Consider the following 20,826-nt stretch of genomic DNA (forward strand, 5'->3'; position numbering starts at 1 on the left):
CCTGTAAGGCTACTCGCCACGAACAAAACCGAATGGCCTCAATCACACCGGTTCCGGGGCGGTCCCGCCTACGATGGGGCGGGTTCGTTGACGCATCACCCGCTCATCCCAAGCTCGGATATCCCGGACGAATGGAGCAGCAATGCGCGCGATCGTGGTTCGCGAATTCGGGGGCACACCGGAGGCCGCCGATATGCCCACCCCCGAGGCCGGACCCGGCATGTTGAAGATCGAGCTCGAGGCCGCGGGCGTCAATCCCTTCGATCAGCGCATTGTCGACGGCTTCCTGGACGGCAAGCTGCCACACGACTTTCCGCTCATTCCGGGCGTGGACGGGGCCGGAAGGGTGGTCGGCATCGGCGCCGACGTCACCGATGTGGAGTACGGCGAACGCGTGGTCGGCAAATTCCTCAATCCGCCGCTCGGGCACGGCACCTTCGCCGAATACATCGTGGTGCCCGCGACCTCGATCATCGCCCGGATCCCGGACGAGGTGACCGCGATCCAGGCCGCCGCACTGCCCACCGCGGGCATCACCGCACTCGATCTCCTGCACGCCGCCAAGGTGGCCGCGGGCCAGAATGTGCTGATCGTGGGCGCTTCCGGCGGCGTCGGGTCCTATCTGGTCCAGCTCGCGGCGCTGGCAGGCGCGCATGTGATCGCCACCGCCCGGCCCGACGACACCGATCGGATGATCCGCCTCGGCGCGGCCGAAGTGGTCAACTACGGCCGGATCACCGTCACCGACTCCCCCACCCATGCCGAGAGCTCACCGCTGACGGTCGCCGATTCGGTGCGGATCACCCTGCCCGCCGGTGTCGATGTGCTCTTCGATCTGGTGAGTCCACCGCCGGTCTTCGCCGACAATGCCGCCGTGGTCAAGTCCGGCGGCGCGGCGTACACCACCACCTGGTCCGCCGACGAGGAGGCGTTGAAGGCGCGCGGCATCACCGGCGGGAACTTCGAATCCACCGGCGGCGCACCGGAATTGCGGGAGCTGCTGCGCGATGTCGGCAATGGCGATCTGGTGGTCCCGATCGACAACACCCCGCCCCTGGAGGCGGCCGCGGAGGTGCTCGGCGCGTCCGGTGCGCGCGGTAAGACCGTGCTGGTTATCTGAACCCCGGGTAACGCGAATCCACCGGCTCCGGCTATATCCGTGCGACCACCGCTTTTTCAGGGATACTTGACGCGGAGGACCGCCTGGAACCAGGTGAGTCCGGGGTAGTAGCAAGGAAAGGAAAGCTCGACGTCGTGGATGCGCGTTCAGCAGCGCTGGTCCGCGCAAACTTCCGGACAGTCGTCGAAGCCCCGCACGGGCCGGAACGACTGATCAGCGCGTTCTACGGACATCTATTCGCGGAGGTCCCCGCCCTGCGGGAGCTCTTCCCCTCGGCCATGGATATGCAGCCCAAGCGGCTGGTCACGGCCGTGCAGTTCGTACTCGACAATCTGGAGGATTGGGACCGGGCGCAGCGATTCCTGGAGCAGCTCGCGCGCGACCACCGCAAATACGGGGTGGAGGCGGCGCACTACGACATTGCCGGTCGTGCGCTGCTGGCGGCGTTCCGCTCCTACAACGGGGTCGGGAATTGGAGCCGGCAATTGGAGGCGGGGTGGCAGGACATCACCATCCTGATCTCGGCCTCCATGGCCATCGGCGCGAATTCCGATACGTCACAACCGTATTGGGAGGCGACCGTGGTCGGGCACCGGCGGGTGGTGGACGATCTGGCGATCGTGCGACTGCAATCCGATACCCCGATTCCCTATCAGGCCGGACAGTATGTGCCGGTGGCGATTCCGCAGCGCCCGAAGATGTGGCGGTATCTCTCACCCGCGATTCCCGCGAACCAGTACGGCGAGATCGAATTCCATGTCCGCAAGGTGCGCACCGGCTGGGTGAGCCCGGCCATCATCAATGAGACCAAGGTCGGCGACCGCTGGATGATCGCGTCCCCGCTGGGCGGATTGCACGTGGATCTGCAGAGTCGCCGCGATGTGCTCATGATCAGCTCCGGGACCGGGATCGCGCCGATTCGCGCCCAGCTCATCGAGATGGGGCGGCGCGGGATCAATCCGCGCGTGCACCTGTTCATGGGCGGGCGGTATCCGTGCGATCTGTACGACGTGGAGAACATGTGGCAGCTGTCGCAGAGTAATCCGTGGTTGACGGTTATTCCGGTGTGCGAGAACGAAACCAATCCGTGGTGGCATCCATATCCGCCCGCCGATCCGCCGTTCGGCATGCATCGGCGGTTGATCGGTAATCTGGGCGCGGTGGTGGCCAGCTTCGGCGCGTGGGCGGACCGGCAGATCCAGATCGCCGGATCGGCGCGCATGATCGCGGACACCCGGCGCGCACTGCTCGCGGTCGGCACCCCGGAGTCGGCGATCAACTCCGACCCGGTGTGAACCCCGCCCTGCCCGGTGTGAATAGTTTTGCGGTACAAGATTTTTCGATGAGCAGGAGTGTGGTGTGACCCTCGACCCCGATCAGACCGGACCGATTCGGATCGGCGAGCCGAACGAATGGCCCGCCACGGTGGTCGGGGCGCACCGACTGCGCGAAGACCTCACCGTGGTGCGGTTGATCGGCGAGTTCGTGCCGTTCGCGCCCGGTCAATCGGTGGAGGTGCGGACGCCGCAGCATCCGAATATGGTGCGGCGGCTGTATTGCGCGCTGCCGCCGTCGCTGGACGGGAAGCTGGAATTCCATATCCGGACCGTGCCCGGCGGCTGGTGCAGCGGTTCGATGGTGGCCGACACCCGCACCGGTGACGAATGGAAGGTGCGCAATCCGGCGGGCTGGCTCGCGGTGGACGAGGCCGCCACCGAGGTGGTGATGATCGCCGACGGTATCGGCCTGGCCCCGTTACGCGCTCTGTTGCTGGACATCTCGCGGCGCGAGCAGCCGCCGCGCACCCACCTGTTCGTCGGCGGCCGCTACCCCCGCGATCTCTACGCCTCCGATATGCTCGTCCTGCTGGGCAATGAAATGCCCTGGCTGACAATTATTCCCGTGGTGCTGGACGAGGACGATCCGGACTGGATCGACAACTGGTACGAGTCCTGCCGCGTCGATATCGGCTTCCAGCCCGAGGAATTGATCACCGGCACCCTGGCCGAGGTGGTCTCACGCTTCACCCCGCTGGACCATCAGAGTATTCTGGTCTGCGGCGGCGCGGCCACCGTGCACGCCACCGTCGAGATGCTGGTGGCCACCGGCACCCCGCCGGAACTCATTCGCTACGAAGGCTTTTAGAGGCCCTCGGCGGAGTAGATCGTGTGGTGCCCCGCACCGCTGCCGAGCGACAGGCAGCGGCGCGGGGGTCTGTGGGACCGCTCAGAAGAGCGGATCGTGCCGGATATTCGCGGTGGGCGTACCCGCCGCCATGAGGCGGAATTTGGTGGTCTGCACCATCGAGGGTGAGCCGACGATCTGCACGTCACGATCGGACCAGGAGCCGAAACCCGCGACTATCTTGCCGATCTGGCCGACCAGGCGCGGTTGCAGGCCCGGATGTTCCCGGGGCTCAACGGAATTGGCGGGCTGCCACCACGGATCCTCATTGCTCTCGGTGACCGGGGTGATGGTGAGCCACTTATTGGCCAGCGCGAGTTGGCTGAGGATCTCCAAATCGTAGAGATCACAGGGGTAATGGCCGCCGACGAAGAGATCGACCTTCGGATTGGAACGGCGCTGGGTCATGGCCATGAGTTGGGCGCGCAGCGGGGCGATACCGGTGCCGCAGCCGACCATGAGCAGTTTGCGCCGGGTATTGCGGGGCACGCCGAGGCCGCCGAGCGGTGAGCCGATCAGCCACTGTTCGCCGACCTTGGTGTGCCCCACCATGGCCGGGCTCACCCAGCCGCCGGTGACGCCGCGGATATGGAATTCGATCTCACCGCTCGGAGTGGCCGGAATGGCCGGGGACAGATACCGCCACATGCGCGGGCGGGAAGGGATCTGCACACTCATGTACTGCCCGGCCGCGTATTGGATGGGCTGGTCCAGTTTGAGCCGCACGATGGCGAGATTGCGCAGTACCTCGCGGTGTTCGATGACGGTGCCGGTCCACACCGGCGGGGTGCTCTCCTGGTCCGCGGCCTCCATCATGGTGCCCGCGATCACGGCCAGGCCCTCGTCCCAGGCGCGGCTGATCTCCTCGGTCCAGAGTTCGGTGCCGGCGTACGCCTCGAGTGCGGACTTCAGCGATTTGCCCACGGCCGCATAGTGTTCGGCGACCACACCGTATTTGCGATGGTCGCGGCCGAGTTGAGCCAGGAAGGGCAGCAGTTTGTCCGGTTCTTCGAGCCGATCGACCACGTAGGCGATGGCTTTCACCAGCCGATCGCGCTGGGCGTCCAGGGCGGCGGGGAAGAAATCGCGAACCTGGGGGTATTCGGTGAAGAGGATGGCGTAGAAGGAACGAGCGAGTTTTTCTGGGCCACCGTCTTCTGCAGCTACCGACTTGAACGTCGTTCTAATCAATGCGACGGTCCGCGAATCCATGTGTGTCACAACCCCATTTCGCACTCGAACACAGGCAGATCGGCGAGTGCAGTGCTGCGGGACACTCGACAGCGGCCGTTGCTGAGCAACTATAGGCGAGGTTTGCCAGCAACGGAACGGGACGTTTCAACAACATGCCTGTAATTCCTCGAAAACGAGCGCATGGCAAGCAATCCCACTCGAAAACAGACTGTTCAACTGGGAAACGCCGGGCGGGACCAGGTGCGACCCGCCGATCTTGGGGGATTCGTTTTGCAAGCTTCAAATATCGAGCGACCCTACCGCAACCCTGACAGGGTGTGAATTCCTTTGCCACATAAGGACAAAACTCGCAATCAGCAAACAATTCAACCGGGCGGTCTGTATTGAATTCATGATCAACAGCGGCGATAAATCATTGCTTCGCACAAAGAAACTCAGCACATCGCCTGCAACAACGAAAGCAGCGCCCCGGAAAACCGGAGCGCTGCTTGTCGTTTCACCGATCAGGTGCGGCGGTGCCGGGGCTGCCAGACCACGAGTGCCGTACTGCGCTGGGGCGGAGTCAGATCCGGGCGGTACCCCGCCCGCAGCCGCTCCACCTCATTGCTCAGCTCGGACACCCGCTGCTGTAGTTCCTCGACCTGGTTGGTGAGTTCGATGATCCGTTTGATGCCCGCCAGATTGACGCCCTCGTCCTGGGACAGGCGCTGCACCTCGCGCAGCAGCTGTACATCCCGGTCCGAGTAGCGTCGCCCGCCGCCCGAAGTACGTTGCGGCGAAACCAGACCCAGCCGGTCATAGGTGCGCAGCGTCTGGGCGTGCATGCCCGCCAGCTGCGCCGCCACCGAGATCATGAAGTACTGTGCCTCGGCGGCTTTCTTCGGATCGGAACTCATCACGCACCTGCCCATCCAGCACGCGGATCGAAGCCACTGGTCTTCTCCGCCTCCGCATAGCGCCGCAGCGCTTCGGTGGCGTTGTCGTCCAGCTTCTGCGGGATCGCGACCTTGACGGTGACGAGCAGATCGCCCGCGCCGCCGTCGCGCTTGGGAACACCGCGCCCGCGCACCCGCAGGGTGCGGCCGTCGGCGGTACCCGGGGGCACCTTGACGCCGACGCGACCTTCGAGAGTGGGCACGGAAACCGTTGTACCCAAAACCAGTTCGCTGTAACTCACCGGCAGCACCAGGGTCAGGTCATCGCCATTGCGGCCGAAGACCTTGTCCTGGCTGACGTGCACGGTGACGAAGAGATCGCCGGGCGGTGCGCCCCGCAGACCCGCTTCACCCTGCCCCGCCAACCGGATGCGCTGACCATCGCGCACCCCGGGCGGGATGCGCACGGTGATGGTGCGGGTCCGATTCTGGATACCCGAGCCGTGGCAGTCGACGCACGGATCGTCGATGATCGATCCGGTACCCCGGCAGTCCTCGCACGGCTCACTGAATCCGAACGCGCCCTGATTCCGGCTGACCACGCCGGAACCGTTGCAGTGCGGGCAGACTCGCGGCGACGTGCCCGGCTTGGCGCCGCTGCCGTGGCAGGTGGTGCACGCGGCCGGGCTGGTCATCCGCAGCGGCACCGTCACGCCCTGGGCGGCCTCGCGGAAGCCCAGTGTCGTCTCGGTCTCCACATCGCTGCCGCGCCGCGGCCGCGAGGAGGTGCGGGTGCCACCCCGGTTGAACAATCCGCCGAGCAGGTCGCCGAGGCCGCCGTCACCGGCGCCCGCCTGCTGGCCGCCGAAGATGTCGCCCAGGTTGAAATCACCGGAGAAGCCACCGCCGGGCTGGCCGTAGCCCGCGCCGGGGGTGAAGCCGCCGCGGCCGAAACCGCCGCCCGCGAAGAGCTTTCGCGCCTCGTCGTATTCCTTGCGCTTCTCCGGATCGGACAGCACCGCGTGCGCCTCGCTGACGAGCTTGAAGCGCTCCTCGGCCTTGGCGTCACCCGGGTTCTTGTCCGGATGCAAGTCACGGGCGAGTTTGCGGTACGCCTTCTTGATCTCGTCCTGGCCGGCGCTGGAGGTGATACCCAGCTCCTTGTAGAAGTCCTTTTCGAGCCACTCCCGATTCACCGGGCATCTCCTCCTCTCGAATTGCTCAGCGCCGCTGTCCCGTTCGGGACATCCGGCGTCTTACTCGGTGCCAGCGGCATCGGGGTCGGCGTTCGTCGTCTCTGATGCGGCCGAGCCATTCAGATCCTCTGTCCGATCGGTCACTCCGACCAGCGCGTGCCGCAGCACGCGATCGCCGAAGCGGTACCCCTTGCGCATGACCATGCCGATCACCGGATCGTGTCCGGAACCCTCATGCTGTACGGCCTCGTGCAGCGTCGGATCGAACGGGTCGCCCGCCGAACCGAACTCCTCGAGGCCCTGCTTCTGCAGGGCGGTGGCGAGCTTGTCTGCGACCGCCTTGAGCGGTCCTTCCAGGTCACCGTGGGCGCGAGCGCGGTCGAGATCGTCGAGCACACCGAGCAATTCGCTGACGACCGTGGCCTTGGCATTGTCGATGGTGGCCTTGCGGTCCCGTTCGACGCGGCGGCGGTAGTTGGCGTATTCGGCGGTGAGCCGCTGCAGATCCGAGGTGCGCTCGGCGAGTTCGGCGCTGATGGCGTCCGCGAGCGAATCCTCGCTCAGGACGTCGGCGGCCGAAGCCGCGGCGAAATCCTCCACCGCGGCCTCGCCGACCTCACCCGTGACCGGTTCCTGTTCCGGGTTCGGGTTCGTCACTTCTTCTCCGGCTCCTCGACAACCTCGGCGTCCACAACGGTGTCATCGGCGTCGGGCGCGGCCTGGCCGTTGCCCGAGGCAGCCGACTCGGCGGCCGACGCGTCGTAGATGGCCTGACCCAGCGCCTGCGATTCGGTCGCGAGCTTCTCCACCGCGGTCTTGATGACCGCGATATCGGTGCCCTTGAGCGCCTCGTTGGCTTCGGCGATGGCCGCCTCGACCTTGGTCTTGATATCGGCCGGGACCTTGTCCTCGTTGTCCTTGATGAACTTCTCGGTCTGGTGCACCAGCGATTCGGCCTGGTTGCGGGTCTCGGCCTCTTCGCGACGGGCCTTGTCCTCCGAGGCGTGCGCCTCGGCGTCCTTGACCATGCGATCGATCTCCTCCTTGGACAGGCCGGAGCCGTCCTGGATCTTGATCGTGTTCTCCTTGCCGGTGCCCTTGTCCTTCGCGGTCACGTGCACGATGCCGTTGGCGTCGATGTCGAAGGTGACCTCGATCTGCGGCACGCCGCGCGGGGCCGGCGGGATGCCGGTCAGCTCGAAGGAACCGAGCAGCTTGTTGTGCGAGGCGATTTCGCGCTCACCCTGGAAGACCTGGATCTGCACGGACGGCTGATTGTCGTCGGCCGTGGTGAAGGTCTCCGAACGCTTGGTCGGGATGGTGGTGTTGCGCTCGATGAGCTTGGTCATCACCCCGCCCTTGGTCTCGATACCCAGCGACAGCGGGGTGACATCGAGCAGCAGGACGTCCTTGACCTCGCCCTTGAGCACACCGGCCTGCAGCGCCGCGCCGACCGCGACGACCTCGTCCGGGTTCACGCCCTTGTTGGGCTCACGGCCGCCGGTCAGTTCCTTGACCAGATCCGAGACGGCGGGCATACGGGTCGAACCACCAACAAGGACAACGTGATCGATGTCGCCGACGGCGATGCCCGCGTCCTTGATGACGGACTGGAAGGGCTTGCGGGTGCGGTCCAGCAGATCTGCGGTGATCTTCTGGAACTCGGCGCGCGTGAGCTGCTCATCGAGGAAGAGCGGGTTCTTGTCCGCGTCGACCGTGATGTAGGGCAGGTTGATCGAGGTCGACTGCGAGGACGACAGTTCGATCTTGGCCTTCTCCGCGGCCTCGCGCAGACGCTGCATGGCCATCTTGTCCTTGGTCAGGTCGATGCCCGAGGACGCCTTGAACTTGTCGACCAGCCACGCCACGACGCGCTCGTCCCAGTCGTCACCACCGAGGTGGTTGTCGCCGGAGGTCGCGCGGACCTCGACGACGCCCTCGCCGATCTCCAGCAGGGACACGTCGAAGGTGCCGCCGCCGAGGTCGAAGACCAGGATGGTCTGTTCCTTGTCGCCCTTGTCCAGGCCATACGCCAGTGCGGCCGCGGTGGGCTCGTTGACGATGCGCAGCACGTTCAGGCCCGCGATCTGCCCGGCCTCCTTGGTGGCCTGGCGCTGCGCGTCCTCGAAGTAGGCGGGGACGGTGATGACCGCGTCGGTGATCTCCTCACCGAGGTACGCCTCGGCGTCGCGCTTCAGCTTCATCAGCGTGCGCGCGGAGATCTCCTGCGGGGTGTACTTCTTGCCGTCGATCTCCACGGACCAGTCCTCGCCCATATGGCGCTTGACGGACCGGATGGTGCGATCGACATTGGTGACCGCCTGGTTCTTCGCGGGCTGGCCCACGAGAACTTCGCCGTTCTTGGCGAAGGCGACGATGGACGGGGTAGTGCGCGAGCCCTCCGAATTGGCGACGACGACCGGCTCACCGCCTTCGAGAACGGCGATGACCGAGTTCGTGGTCCCGAGGTCGATACCGACCGCACGAGCCATGGTGATTCCTCCTGGTTGACGTACCTGTGTGTCTTAGCGGCGGGATCTTGCCCCGGGATGGGGCAGGATCCTCAGCAACACTGAGCGTGGTCGGCTCAATCCTGCACCGGATGTCCATCCTGTGCAACTTGAACTTGAGTCCGTCTCACTCAACCTTGTGTCTGACATGCACCAACGGGGGACACGCGACATCTATTCCAGGGAGCGGAGAAGAATTTCCCGGAATCGAGATTACTGCGACGCGGACAGCGTGATCGGCTCGCCCTGCGCGGAAACCTCCAGGTGACCGCTGCGCGCGCCACTGGCGGCGTAGATGCTGACGAGCGTGTCCTCGCCGGTCTTGTGCGCGATGCTCACGTGCGTGATGGCGCCGCCGGGCACATTGATCGACCGCGGCGCTCCCGCGAACAGCCCGGCCAGCTTCGGCAGATCGAGAGTGGACAGGTCCACGGTCTCGACGCCGGTGCCGACCTGGCTGTCGGAGTTACTGTGGAATTCGCCGTCGTACCGGATGTAGTCGGACCGCCCGGCCTGCGCCCGGCGATGGAGCAGTACGTATTTCGGGTAGAGCAATACGTCGTCGACGGTGGCGTCGCCGTAGTGATCCCGGTACGCGGCAACGAAACTCGCGAGTCCGGCACCGGTGGTGGCATCGGGCATATCCGGTTTCGACACGGTCGTGCGCGCGATACATCCGCCCAGCGCGCCCACCACGGTGGCGACGCAGACCGCGGCGATCGCGATCTTCCAGCGGCGCAGATCATTTCGGCGTTGCGGTCGACGCAGCGGGGTGCCCACGAGATTCGCCGGGATCTGGAGATCGTCGATCAGCCCGTCGAGATCGCCGAAGGTGCGTGCCGCCATGGCCGCGGCGGTGCGCCGCGTGTGTTCGGCCTCGGTCAATTCGCCTTCGGCCAGGGCATTGTCGAGCAGGGCGCAGGCATCCACGCGATCGGCGTCGCGGGCTCGCAGGCTCTGGTTCCGAAAGTCGGCCATGTCGGTGTACCCATCTCCCGAACGGGTAGCTGCGCGTGATCACGCCCGCCGGGGTGGCGATCAGTGTGCTCCGCCGGTGCGCCGCAGTGCTGACACGCCCGACCTCGCGGACACGCACCGTGCCCGAAATAAACGGTTTTCGCAGGTTGGCGGGTCAAGATCGAGGTTCTGGAACCTGCGGCTGAGGAGGCCCGATGGGTGTGCGATTCGGCATCTCGATCCCGCCTACCGCGGCGGCGCTGGAAGACGTACTGGATATGACAACGGCCGCCGAGCAGGAGGGGCTGGATCTGGTGGGGATCCAGGATCACCCGTACGCGCCGGAATTCGGGGACACCTTCGCGGTGCTCGGGGCCTGCCTCGGGGTGACCAGCCGGATCAGCGTCTACCCCGGGGTGGCCAATATGCCGTTGCGGCGACCGTCGATGCTGGCCAAACAGGCGGCGACCTTCGATCTGCTGAGCGGCGGGCGGTTCGAACTCGGCGTGGGGGCCGGGGCTTTCGAGGACGGGATCCTCGCCATGGGCGGGCCGGATTTGAAGGGCCGCGCCGCCCTGTGCGCCCTCGAAGAGGGAATCGAGATCATTCGCGCGACCTGGAGACCCGGGCGGCTGGTTTCGGTGCAGGGGGACCAATACACGGTGCAGGGCATCGCGGGTGGTCCGGCACCCGCACACAATGTGCGGATTTGGATCGGAGCCATGGGGCCGCGCGCACTGGACCTGATCGGCCGGGTCGGCGACGGATGGGTTGCGCCACTGCCGAATTGGCTGCCCTGGGAGAAATGGCGCGGCGCCCAGGACCGCATAGACGCGGCGGCGCGGGCCGAAGGCCGGGACCCGAGCGCCATCACTCGCATGGCCGCACTGCCCGGGGTGATCAGCGACCAATCCCTGCGGCCCCGCCCACGCGGCAACGACCCCGTCAACGGCTCCGCCCGGGAATGGGCGGAAATCATTGCGGCCCTGCACAGGAATGCCCGCTTCGACACCTTCATCTACTGGCCGCCCGGTTTCGACGTGGATCAGGTGCAGCGCTTCGCCCGGCGGGTGGTGCCCCTGGCGCGCGAAATGATCAGCATGGCTTAGTCCCACCTTGTCCCCACCCTCGTCATCTGCCCCGTCCCCACCCCGTCATCCCGGCATGTTTCTGGCAGGGATACACGGCAATCTGGACTGAACCACGGGTGCGGATCCCGGCCAAAAGCGCGCCGGAATGACGGGGCGGATCAGCCGGATGACCGGGAGATCGGGCGGAGAGTGGGAGATCAGGCGGAGGGTGGGGAATCAACCGGGACGGCGGAGGATCAGTCCAGTAGGGGGAAGCGGCCGGAGGTGATCAGGCCGGCTATGGCGTCCATCTTCGCTTGCGGGGCAGCGTAATCCGGGTGTGCGCCGAGTACTGCGGCGGCATCACGCAGCGAGGACATCTGCTGGGCCGCCGCCGCCACACCGCGACCGCCGGGGGTGATGCGGTGGGCGGCGAAGGCGGGGCGGTCCGGGTCGATGCGGCCGAGCTCGAGAGCCTTGTCGACGCGGCGGGCGCAGCGGCAGAAGGCTTTCGGATTCGCCAGCCCGCAGGTCGAGGTCAGGAAATTGCCCAGGCGTTTCTTGGCGCGCTCCAGGCGTTTCCGGTACGCGGCGGGCGTGGTGCCGGTGATCCAGGCGGCTTCGGTGGAGCTCAGTTCGAAGATATCGGCGAGCACGAAGGCGATGCGCTCCTCGCGGGCCAGGCATTGCAGCATGGCCTGGGTGCAGTTCAGGCGTGTCTCATGGGTGAGCAGTTCGGGTTCCGGTCCGCGGTAATCCGCCTCGGCCAGACCGTCTTTGAGTCCCTCGCTGTACGAATCGAGGCTGAGCTCGGTCGTCTCCTGCGGTGTCCTGCGCTTCAGATTGAGCAGATAGTTGACCCCGACGCGGTACGCCCAGGTGAGCAATTTGGCCTCACCTCGCCAGGTGCCGAGCTTGCCGACGACGCGCAGCAGAATCTCCTGGGTGGCGTCCTCGGCGTCGGCGGGCCGCCACACCATGCGCAGCGCCAGCCGGTAGATCGGATCCTGGAGCAGGAGTATCACTTCGGAGATCGCCGCGCGATCGCCGTCGAGCGCCCGTGCGACCAGCGCGACCTCCTGTGCGTCCGGTCCGTGTCCGGCCTCGGCGGACAGCTCTGAGTCGGTCTCCATCCAGTCAGCTTGGGGCGGATGTGGACGGTCCGCAAGCATTTCCGCCGGGGATCACGGGGCGGGCGGCTGCCGCGCCCCGTGATCATCCCCGGCACAACGGGCTCAGGCGACGGCCGATGCGGTAATGAGGGCGTGCCGATGAATCCAGTCGGCGACCGCGCCGCCGATGCGGTCCGGCTGATCCTCCGGGCAGTGATGTCCGGCCGGTCCGATGTTCGCGATCTCGGTGGCGGCGAAGGTCTTTCCGGCCCACTCGATCATGGCGGACGAACCGAGGCCGACCCCGCTCTCCACAGCCATCACCAGCTTGGGGATATCCGGGCTGTCCGCCATCCACCGGCCGTAGTTCTCGATGATGGCGACCACATCGGCCGGTTCACCGTCGAGCGGGAATTCGCGCGGCCACACCAGCATCGGCCTGCGGGACTCCGGCGTCGGGTAGGGCGCGCGATAGACATCGAGGGCCTCGGGGGTGAGGCTGTGCGTCGAGGCGGGCAGGTTGAATTCGATGAACATATTCTTGCGCAGCACCATGTCCTCACCCTCCGGGGAGCGGAAGCGGCGGAAGAGTTCCGCGCCCGCCGGCGGCATTTCGGACCAGCGCATGGGCCGCAGGAAGGTCTCGACCACCGCGATACCGCGTACGCGTTCGGGATGCCGTGCCGCCCAGTGCATTCCGAGCGAACCACCCCAGTCGTGCCCGACGATGACGACCTGTTCGAGCCGCATGGCGTCGAACCAGGCGTCGAGGTAGCGGGCGTGGTCCACGAACCGGTAGTCGCTCTCGGGTTTACCGGAGGCCCCCATCCCGATGAGATCCGGTGCCAATACCCGGGTTTCGCCGCTGACATGCGGGATCACATTGCGCCAGATGTAGTTCGAGGTGGGATTGCCGTGCAGGAACACCACGGGGATATCCCCGATCCCGGTGTCGCTGTAGTTGATGAACGAGTCGAGTACGTCGATGGTCGGCATGGCCTGTCTTCCTTCCGGGGTGAATTGCCTTCACCCGGTTGGACACCCACCGCGGCCCGCTGTGACTACCGGCGGGAGTGATCCACCTCACACGCCGCGACCGCACCCGGTTCGGCGGTCAGACCGGGGTGGATGCCCGGGGTGAGACCGCTGCCGACGGCGGCGCGCTGGAGTAGCCGGACCATGACGGCCCGCTCCCGTTCATCGAGCGCGGAGAGGATTTCCGCATCCAGCCCCCGGGCCAGCGCGGTCGCTTCGGCGAGCAGTTCGCGGGCGGCCGGGAGCAGATGTACCGCGTGCGCGCGCCGGTCCATCGGATGCCGGCGGCGTTCGACGAGTCCGCGCTTCTCCAGGTCGTCGACCAGCCCGACCATCACATTGCGGTGGATCCCGAGCGCCTCGCACAGCTGCTGCTGGGAGCGCCCGTCATTGGCCTCGAGAATCCGCAGCGTACCGAATTGCGGGGGTTTGATGCCGAGCGGCGCCAGCAGTTCGCCGAAGCGGTAGGCGGAGTGGGACCCCAACTGCCCCAACAGGAATGCGGGGGAATCGAACAGCCGCGGGTACTGGGGTTCGGCATCGTTCACCTCCCCAGAATACATCAAGGCCCAAATCATGATTGCCCTCTTGATTGATAATCACTTCGAGTGCATAGTTTGAGAGGTCGCACCATCCCCACCGAATCGAAGAGAGCTCGCCGTGGAACCCGACACCGCGCCCCCGGACACCCCCATGACCCTCGATCCGCGCCGCTGGATCGCCTTCGCCGTCGTCCTCGCCGCCGGCTTCATGGACCTGCTCGACGTGACCATCGTCAATGTCGCGGTCCCCAGCATTCAGAACGATCTGCGGGCGGAGTACTCGCAGATCGAATGGATCATCGCCGCCTACGTCCTGTCCTTCGCCGCGGTGCTCATCACCGGCGGCCGACTCGGCGATATCTACGGCCGCAAACGCCTGTTCCTGCTCGGTATGACCGGTTTCACGCTGGCCTCGGCGGCCTGCGGCGTCGCCTCGGATCCGGCCGTGCTCATCGGCTCCCGCTTCGTACAGGGTGCGATGGCCGGGCTGATGGTGCCGCAGATCCTGGCCATCATTCGCGTCACCTTCCCCAAACATGAGCGCGCCAAGGCGATCGCCATCTACAGCGGCGTCGGCGGTTCCGCTTCCGCGGTCGGGCTGTCCCTGGGCGGACTGCTGGTGCAGTGGAATCTGTTCGATCTGGGCTGGCGGCCGATCTTCCTGGTCAATATCCCGGTCGGTATCGCGGCGCTCATCGCCGCGAGCATCGTCATGCGGGATTCGCGTTCCGCGCACGCGCCCAAGCTGGATATCGTCGGCATGGTGCTGGCGGTCTCCGCCGTCGTCCTGCTGGCTTACCCGCTCACCGAGGGCCGTCAGAAGGATTGGCCCGCTTGGACATTCATCATGCTCGGGGCGGCCGCGGTCACCTTCGCCGCCTTCGTGGTCTACGAGCGCCGGCGCGCGCGCACGGTCGGCTCACCGCTGATCGATCTGGACCTGTTCCGCTCCCGGCCCTTCACCGTCGGCCTGGCGTCCTGGCTGCTGTTCTGGATCGGCATGGGCGGTTTCTTCCTGATCTGGACGCTGTTCATGCAGGCCGGTCTCGGCTGGTCGCCCATGCGGGCCGGGCTCACCTCGGTGTTCTTCGCGGTCGGCGCGGGCATCGGCGCGGGCACCTCGGTGAGCGTGCTGGCGCCGAGGTTCGGGCGCTGGGTGCTCATGGCGGGCGGTCTGGTCACCGCCGCCGGATTCGGCCTGTACGGCTGGATGGCCGCGCACTACGGCAGCGATTTCGCCTCCTGGCAGATGGTGTTGCCGCTCATCGTGACCGGTACCGGCTTCGGCATCGTGGTCGCGCCGACCATCGACATGCTGCTCGGCCAGATCCCGGATCGGGAGGCGGGCGCGGCCTCGGGCCTACTCAATACCGGTCAGCAGTTGGGCATGGCGCTGGGTGTGGCCCTGGTCGGCATCATCTTCTTCGGACAGCTCGACCATGATTCGGCGCGCGGCGTGGACGCGGTCACCGCGCGGACCCGCACCGAACTCGCCGCCACCGGCCTGCCCGGACCCGCACAGGAGGAGATTCTCGCGAATTTCCGTGCGTGCGTTCAGGATCGGTCCGCCGCGGTGGATCCGTCGGCGGTGCCGGAGAGCTGCCGCAGCACCGGCGGCGATACGACCGTCGCGAAGGTGCTGAGCAGTGCGGGCGAGGAGGCCAACGCGGTCAACTTCGCGCACACCTTCGACTACACCCTGGCCTGGGGCATCGGGTTGATGGTGCTGGTCTGCCTCGGCTTCGCGGCCCTGCCGAGGGAGACCACACTCGAACAGCACGAACTCGACGATCTGGACGACGAATTGGTTCTGCTCTGATCGACGCGTGAGCGCGGCCCGCGGGTCCGGCCGAAACGCCGGAGCCGCGGGCCGTTTTCGTGACCGCGCGGCCGGAAGCGAGAAGAATCGCTGACTGTCAACATCTTTCGACAGGAGTGAACCATGCGCGCTGCCACGGTGACCAAGGGCGAATTCGAGGTGCGGGAGCTGCCCGAACCGACTCCCGGACCGGGGCAGTTGGTGGTGAATGTGCTGCGCTGCGGTATCTGCGGCTCCGATCTGCACGCCCGCCTGCACTGCGATGAGCTCGCCGAGCTGGCGGCGGCCACCGGATACCGGCACTTCATGCGCTCGGAGCAGAGCGTGGTCATGGGGCACGAATTCTCCGGTGCGGTGGCCGATTACGGTCCGGGCACCCGGCGGCGCTGGAAGCCCGGCACACCCGTGGTGGCCCTGCCGATCCTGCGCAGCGGGCGCGAACCGCAGTTGACGGGATTGTCCGTGCACGCGCCCGGCGGCTACGCCGAACAGGTCCTGGTGCAGGAGTCCATGACCTTCGAGGTCCCCAATGGGCTCTCCGCCGAGCATGCGGCGCTGACCGAGCCGATGGCGGTGGGCTGGCACGCGGTGCGCCGGGGGCGGGTCGGCCGGGGGCAGACGGCCTTCGTCATCGGTTGCGGGCCCATCGGTCTCGCGGTCATCTCGATGTTGAAGGCGTCGGGGGTGCGGCTGGTCATCGCCAGCGACTTCTCCCCGCGCCGCCGCGAACTCGCCGCCGCCTGCGGTGCGGATGTGGTGGTCGATCCGGCGGTGGATTCACCCTGGACGGCCTCGCCGAAGAAGTCCCGCATCACCGGCGCCGCCGATGTGCTCAATCTCGGCTTCGACGCCATGGAACGCCTGCGCCGGCTGCCGAATATCCCGTGGTGGTACGTCTTCCGCCTCGCGCACACCCTGAACAAGGGTCCCGCGGGGCCGGTCATCTTCGAATGTGTCGGCGTACCGGGCATTCTCGATCAACTGCTGACCGCGGCCCCGCCCATGTCCCGCATCGTGGTGGTCGGGGTGTGCATGGAATCCGATCGCATCCACCCCGCCACCGCCATCAACAAGGAGATCGAACTGCGCTTCGTACTCGGCTACGACCCGGGCGAATTCCGCGACACGCTGCATATGATCGCCGACGGCAAGGTCGACCCGAGCCCGCTGATCACCGGCACGGTCGGCCTGGACGGTATCGACGCCGCGTACACCGCACTCGCCTCGCCCGACCGGCACGCCAAGATCCTCATCGATCCCAGTGGCACCGCCACCGCCCCTTGATCAGGGCGTGATGCGGGCGAAGGGGGTCGTCGGCGGTTCGTGCAGGATCTCCAGCAGCCCCTCCGCGCTGCGGGCCGCGGTGAGGCAGGCGTTCGCGGTGAGCTGATCGGCCAGCGGGTGTCGGGCTCGGGCACGCCATTTCTGCACCGCCGCAAGGGCTTCCGCGCGCTGTGTGGCCAGGTCCGTATGCGAGGAGAGGCCGAGCCGGCGGTGCGTGGCCACCCCTGCGCCGCCGATGAGGCGGTGCAGTTCGGCCAGATCCGTTGCGGGTAGCGGAAGTTCGTCGGCGCGCAGGTGACCGAGCAATCGGAGTTCGGTGAAACCGTGCACGTCGGCGAGCAGGGTCCGCACCCGGGGTAGCAGATTGTCCGCCTCGGTGCCCGGATTGGCGATGAGTATGCGAGCCAGGGCGGTGAGCGCCGAATGCGCCTTCAATTCCTCCGCGCGCTGGGCGAATTGGATATCGAGGACGGCGCGGAGTTCGTCCAGACCGCTGCGCCGGGTGAGTTCCGCGGCGAGCGTGGCCGAATCGCGGACGCCGAGCCGAATCAGGGTGACCGCCAGGCGAATACCGAATAGGCCGAAGCGGGCCGCGAGGTGCGCGCGCAACTCCGGCGCCAGCGGTAGCGGCAGATCGGGGCGGGCGAAGCGATCGGCCGACAGCAGGGCGGCGGAGAGGGTGTCGGTGGGCACCCCGGCCAGCACCTCGAATGCCTGGTACTCCCGCTGCCGCAGGGTGGCGGCCGCGAACGCCAGCAGTCCCGCCACCGGAATCACCGACTGGCACAGGCCCGTTCGCTCCAACTCCCCCGCGAACCGGGCGGCCACATCACGTGCGGAATGCAGCGCGTCGATACGACCCGCGCCGATCTCATCCGCGCGCGAGACCACGCCGATCACGCCGAGCGGTCCACCCACGCCGCCACCGTCCCGCGCACCGGCTCCCGCACCACTGGCGGCCGAACCGATCTGTTCGAGGAAGTCCACATCGGCGGTATCGAGTCGCCGCAGCAGGTAGACCACGGCGTCGGCATTGGGCAGCTCCGCCCCGCCGCCGGGCGCGAGCAGATGTGAGGTTCGGGCGGACACCTCGCGCGAGAGCGAGGAGATGCCCGGGGTGTCGATGATGGTGGTCTGCGCCAGCTCCGCCGAGGGCCACTCCACCTCGAGGTGCTCGACCTCGGCGGGCGCGCCCGCATTCCAGCGCAGCGCCGACAGGTCGAAGGTCAAGCCGTGCGCGCCCGGCAGTCCTTCCGCGCCCCGACCGCGCCGCACCACCACATCGGCCCGCGCGCCGTCCCGCGCGAACGCGGTCACCCGGGGTGCGTTCCCATTGCGGTACCAGGTCACCAGGCGGGTGCACTCGGTCGCGTCGGTGGGTGCGATGTCCTGCCCCACCAGCGCGTTCAGCAGGGTCGACTTACCCGCCTTGAGCTGTCCGGCCAATGCGACCCGCAACGGCTGATCCAACCTGCGGGCACATTCGTCGACCTGCGCCCGCACCCACGCGTTCGGCACGAATGCCCGGCGCGCCGCCGCCAACAGTCCCCGGGTCTCGGCCCCCACCCCGTATCCGGCCGTACCCGGGTCATACCTCACAGGCTCGCGCTCTCGAACCACATCGCACCTCCACGCATCGCCAACTCTTCGCGTCGGCCCCGGTTCGCGTTAGCATCCGGGTCCGCGCACGACCGTGGTCAGTGTGCGGGAAGCGCCGGGTGCATGGGGGCCGGGGCGAGGATGAGCGTGGCGCGTCGGCGCAATTCGGCCAGGATGTGCAGGCGGCGCTCCAGGGTGGCGGTGCGTTCGGCGCGGCGGGTGGACTCCAGGGAGGCGGCCTCCTGCGCGGCGCGCAGGGATTCGTCGAGGGAGCGCACGGTGCGTTCGGCGATGGCGGTGAAATGATCGCGCAGCAGCCGGTGGATGCGGTGCAGGCGGTCCTTGGTCTCCTTACCGGTGTGGAAGGCGACATCGTCGAGATAGCGGCGGACCGCCATTTTCGCGTCGGAGCGGCGTTTGGCCAGGCGGGCCTGTTTATCGTCGCGGAAGGCCTTGCCGCCCAGGATGACTCCCGCGCCGAGGGAGATCGGGTTGATCAGCGACAGGCCCGCGAGGGTGCCGACCAGACCCGCCATCACCACGCCGCCGTAGGAACCGCGCACGCCCACCAGGAGTTTGTGGCCGAGACCGAGATCCGGTTCCAGATCCGACAGCGTGCAGGATCCGGCGCGAGAACCTTTGCCGTCCAAGCTTTCCCGCACATCCGGCAGATCGACCGCGCCCAATTCGGTGAAGTGCGTGCCCACCCGCTCGGCGAGTTTCACCGCGCGGGTGCGGGTCCACAGCAGATTGTCGCCGACGGCGGTCCCGACGGTGCCGGTGAGCCACTCCTCCATGCGCTCCCAATGCCGTCCGGGATCGTGCTCGTCTATCCACTCCTCGGCGGTGCGCGAGATATCCCGCAGGCGATCGCGCAGGTCGTGATCGACATCGCCGACCAGATCGGTGATACCGTCGCTCAGCGTCTGCTGCCAGACCGAAGTGCGGCGATGCAGTTGTTCGGCGGCCGTTCTGGCGGACTGCAATTCGCGCACGGCGGCGGCCGCGCGCTCCGGATCCTTCAGCGCCACCAGTTCACTGCCCAGGGCGAGGGCCAAATGCTCTGCGGCCGAACCGATATCGAGGGCGACGGCGCGCTGCACCGCGATCTGATCGCGCGCCACCACCTTGTCGCGCAGGAAGCCGAAGACCGCGCCGAAACCCGATTCCTGCCCGAGCTGGGCATCCTGCAGGCGCAGCGCGTGGGTGCGCAGCACCGAGGAGACCGGCAGCATCGGCACCTCGATTCCGGCGCGCCGCACATGCTCCTGGTTCGCCTCGAACACCTGCCGCCAATGCGGATACAGGTCGATCTTGCCGATCAGCAGCGCCACCGCCGGGCACAGTTCCCCCACCTGGCGCAGGAATTCCACCTCGGGATCGGTCAATTCGGTGGAGGCGTCGCTCAGGACCAGGACCGCGTCGGCCGTGGGCACCACGCCGAGCACTCCGGCCACCGCGCTGTTCCCGTGCGCGCCCAGCGCGGGCGTATCGACGATCACGATGCCGTCCGCCAACAGCTGATTGGGCACCCCGAGTTCCGCCCGCAGCACGGCCCGCCCCTGCGCGTACCCCGAGCGTGCCACTCCCGGCCCGATTTCGTCCCAGGGCACCGCGACCCGCGTCTCCTCACCGTCCCCGGCCAATACCAGCGTCGCCTGGGCCTGCGCGGCATGGGCGAGAATGGTCGTGACCGTGGTGGTGGCATCGTCACCGACGGCACAGATATCGGCATTGACCAGTGCGTTGACGAATTGGCTCTTGCCCTGATTCCCCAACCCGCACACCACGATCCGCCGTCGCGGATCGCGCACCCGGCCCGCGACCGCCTCCAGCCGCTCGGCCAGATCCCCCCGCTCGGCATCCCGGGCGACCGCGATGGTCTCGGTCAACATCGTCAACAGCGGCTGTGCCGCCACAATCTCAGCCATCGCGGGCCTCACCTTTCTTCCTCCACCGCATCGTGAAAGACGCGACCTACCACCGATATTCATCCCGGGCTGAGCATCGCCCCGAAGGGCCGGGCCGACTCGACCACGCGAGCCGACCCGGCCGACGGCTACGAGTGCAGCATGTCCCCGACGATGTCCCCGCCCGGATGCGTCCCGAGCTCCATCCCGCCGTGCGCTCCGGCATCACCGAACAGTCCGGCATCCGCACCCCCACCGTGCACCCCTTCGCCGAAGGCGTGCGAAACATCCAGTCCGGCCCAGGGATTCGCCGCCGCACCGATTTCGGTCCCGCCATGCGCCCCACCGCCGACCGACGAGTCGATCCCGCCACCCACCCCGGTCCCGAGCCCCGCCCCGACCTGCGAGCCGCCGTGCAC

Annotated in this window: 17 protein-coding genes and 1 pseudogene; 6 read left to right on the forward strand and 12 right to left on the reverse strand. The window is 67.2% G+C overall.

The genetic code is table 11. The features are described from left to right. The first annotated feature begins 142 nt into the window (after nt 1–142). The 3 genes from NA10_RS28230 to NA10_RS28240 all read left to right on the forward strand — a co-directional run bounded on the left by NA10_RS28230 (nt 143) and on the right by NA10_RS28240 (nt 3,265). The gene (locus NA10_RS28230; protein ID WP_067573315.1) at nt 143–1,120 is read left to right on the forward strand and encodes an NADP-dependent oxidoreductase; all 978 of its coding nucleotides are present in this window, start codon (nt 143–145) and stop codon (nt 1,118–1,120) included. Nucleotides 1,121–1,254: 134 nt separating this feature from the next. Continuing rightward, complete coding sequence (locus tag NA10_RS28235) at nt 1,255–2,415, forward strand: FAD-binding oxidoreductase (RefSeq protein ID WP_067573317.1); 1,161 nt, start codon at nt 1,255–1,257, stop codon at nt 2,413–2,415. 64 nt (nt 2,416–2,479) lie between these two features. Continuing rightward, the gene (locus tag NA10_RS28240; protein WP_084515334.1) at nt 2,480–3,265 is read left to right on the forward strand and encodes an FAD-binding oxidoreductase; all 786 of its coding nucleotides are present in this window, start codon (nt 2,480–2,482) and stop codon (nt 3,263–3,265) included. 81 nt (nt 3,266–3,346) lie between these two features. Here NA10_RS28240 and NA10_RS28245 read toward each other — a convergent pair whose 3' ends face one another. The 6 genes from NA10_RS28245 to NA10_RS28270 form a co-directional block, all read right to left on the reverse strand. Further along, entirely contained in the window at nt 3,347–4,516 is a 1,170-nt protein-coding gene (locus NA10_RS28245; protein WP_067573319.1) for a globin domain-containing protein, read from the reverse strand. 485 nt (nt 4,517–5,001) lie between these two features. After that, the gene (locus NA10_RS28250; RefSeq protein ID WP_067573321.1) at nt 5,002–5,394 is read right to left on the reverse strand and encodes a heat shock protein transcriptional repressor HspR; all 393 of its coding nucleotides are present in this window, start codon (nt 5,392–5,394) and stop codon (nt 5,002–5,004) included. Beyond that, nucleotides 5,394–6,569 (reverse strand): molecular chaperone DnaJ, encoded by a 1,176-nt coding sequence (gene dnaJ / locus NA10_RS28255; protein WP_067573323.1) that lies wholly within the window; start codon nt 6,567–6,569, stop codon nt 5,394–5,396. The genes NA10_RS28250 and dnaJ overlap by 1 nt, the downstream gene beginning before the upstream one ends. A 60-nt stretch (nt 6,570–6,629) precedes the next feature. Continuing rightward, on the reverse strand, nt 6,630–7,226 hold the full coding sequence (gene grpE, locus NA10_RS28260) for a nucleotide exchange factor GrpE (RefSeq protein WP_067573325.1): 597 nt from the start codon (nt 7,224–7,226) through the stop codon (nt 6,630–6,632). After that, nucleotides 7,223–9,061 (reverse strand): molecular chaperone DnaK, encoded by a 1,839-nt coding sequence (dnaK, locus tag NA10_RS28265; protein ID WP_067573327.1) that lies wholly within the window; start codon nt 9,059–9,061, stop codon nt 7,223–7,225. Before dnaK ends, grpE begins: the two co-directional genes overlap by 4 nt. Nucleotides 9,062–9,292: 231 nt before the next feature. Continuing rightward, nucleotides 9,293–10,057 (reverse strand): DUF1707 SHOCT-like domain-containing protein, encoded by a 765-nt coding sequence (locus NA10_RS28270; protein ID WP_067573329.1) that lies wholly within the window; start codon nt 10,055–10,057, stop codon nt 9,293–9,295. Nucleotides 10,058–10,251: 194 nt separating this feature from the next. Here NA10_RS28270 and NA10_RS28275 point away from each other — a divergent pair, with 194 nt between their 5' ends. Continuing rightward, on the forward strand, nt 10,252–11,145 hold the full coding sequence (locus NA10_RS28275; RefSeq protein WP_067573331.1) for an LLM class flavin-dependent oxidoreductase: 894 nt from the start codon (nt 10,252–10,254) through the stop codon (nt 11,143–11,145). Between the two features lie 218 nt (nt 11,146–11,363). On the opposite strand, the gene NA10_RS28280 is transcribed toward NA10_RS28275, so the two are convergent. The 3 genes from NA10_RS28280 to NA10_RS28290 form a co-directional block, all read right to left on the reverse strand. Further along, entirely contained in the window at nt 11,364–12,239 is an 876-nt protein-coding gene (locus NA10_RS28280) for an RNA polymerase sigma factor (RefSeq protein ID WP_067573333.1), read from the reverse strand. Nucleotides 12,240–12,341: 102 nt separating this feature from the next. Then, complete coding sequence (locus NA10_RS28285; RefSeq protein ID WP_067573335.1) at nt 12,342–13,214, reverse strand: haloalkane dehalogenase; 873 nt, start codon at nt 13,212–13,214, stop codon at nt 12,342–12,344. A gap of 65 nt (nt 13,215–13,279) precedes the next feature. Further along, the gene (locus NA10_RS28290) at nt 13,280–13,801 is read right to left on the reverse strand and encodes a MarR family winged helix-turn-helix transcriptional regulator (protein ID WP_245677954.1); all 522 of its coding nucleotides are present in this window, start codon (nt 13,799–13,801) and stop codon (nt 13,280–13,282) included. A gap of 112 nt (nt 13,802–13,913) precedes the next feature. Between NA10_RS28290 and NA10_RS28295 the strand changes: the two genes are divergently transcribed. After that, a complete protein-coding gene (locus NA10_RS28295) occupies nt 13,914–15,614 on the forward strand; it encodes an MFS transporter (protein ID WP_245677955.1) in 1,701 nt (566 codons plus the stop codon). Nucleotides 15,615–15,737: 123 nt separating this feature from the next. Further along, on the forward strand, nt 15,738–16,898 hold the full coding sequence (locus NA10_RS28300) for a zinc-binding dehydrogenase (RefSeq protein ID WP_067573337.1): 1,161 nt from the start codon (nt 15,738–15,740) through the stop codon (nt 16,896–16,898). On the opposite strand, the gene NA10_RS28305 is transcribed toward NA10_RS28300, so the two are convergent. The 3 genes and pseudogenes from NA10_RS28305 to NA10_RS37730 form a co-directional block, all read right to left on the reverse strand. Next, on the reverse strand, nt 16,899–18,497 hold the full coding sequence (locus tag NA10_RS28305; protein ID WP_373862436.1) for a dynamin family protein: 1,599 nt from the start codon (nt 18,495–18,497) through the stop codon (nt 16,899–16,901). It abuts the gene before it with no gap. A 98-nt stretch (nt 18,498–18,595) separates the two neighbouring features. Then, nucleotides 18,596–20,428, reverse strand: coding sequence for a dynamin family protein (locus NA10_RS28310; protein ID WP_067573339.1), 1,833 nt, complete (start codon nt 20,426–20,428; stop codon nt 18,596–18,598). A gap of 128 nt (nt 20,429–20,556) precedes the next feature. Further along, nucleotides 20,557–20,826, reverse strand: a pseudogene (locus tag NA10_RS37730) (hypothetical protein); the annotation flags it as partial.

The organism is Nocardia acidivorans NBRC 108247 (genome assembly GCF_001625085.1).
In the GTDB taxonomy this organism is placed as follows: domain Bacteria; phylum Actinomycetota; class Actinomycetes; order Mycobacteriales; family Mycobacteriaceae; genus Nocardia; species Nocardia acidivorans.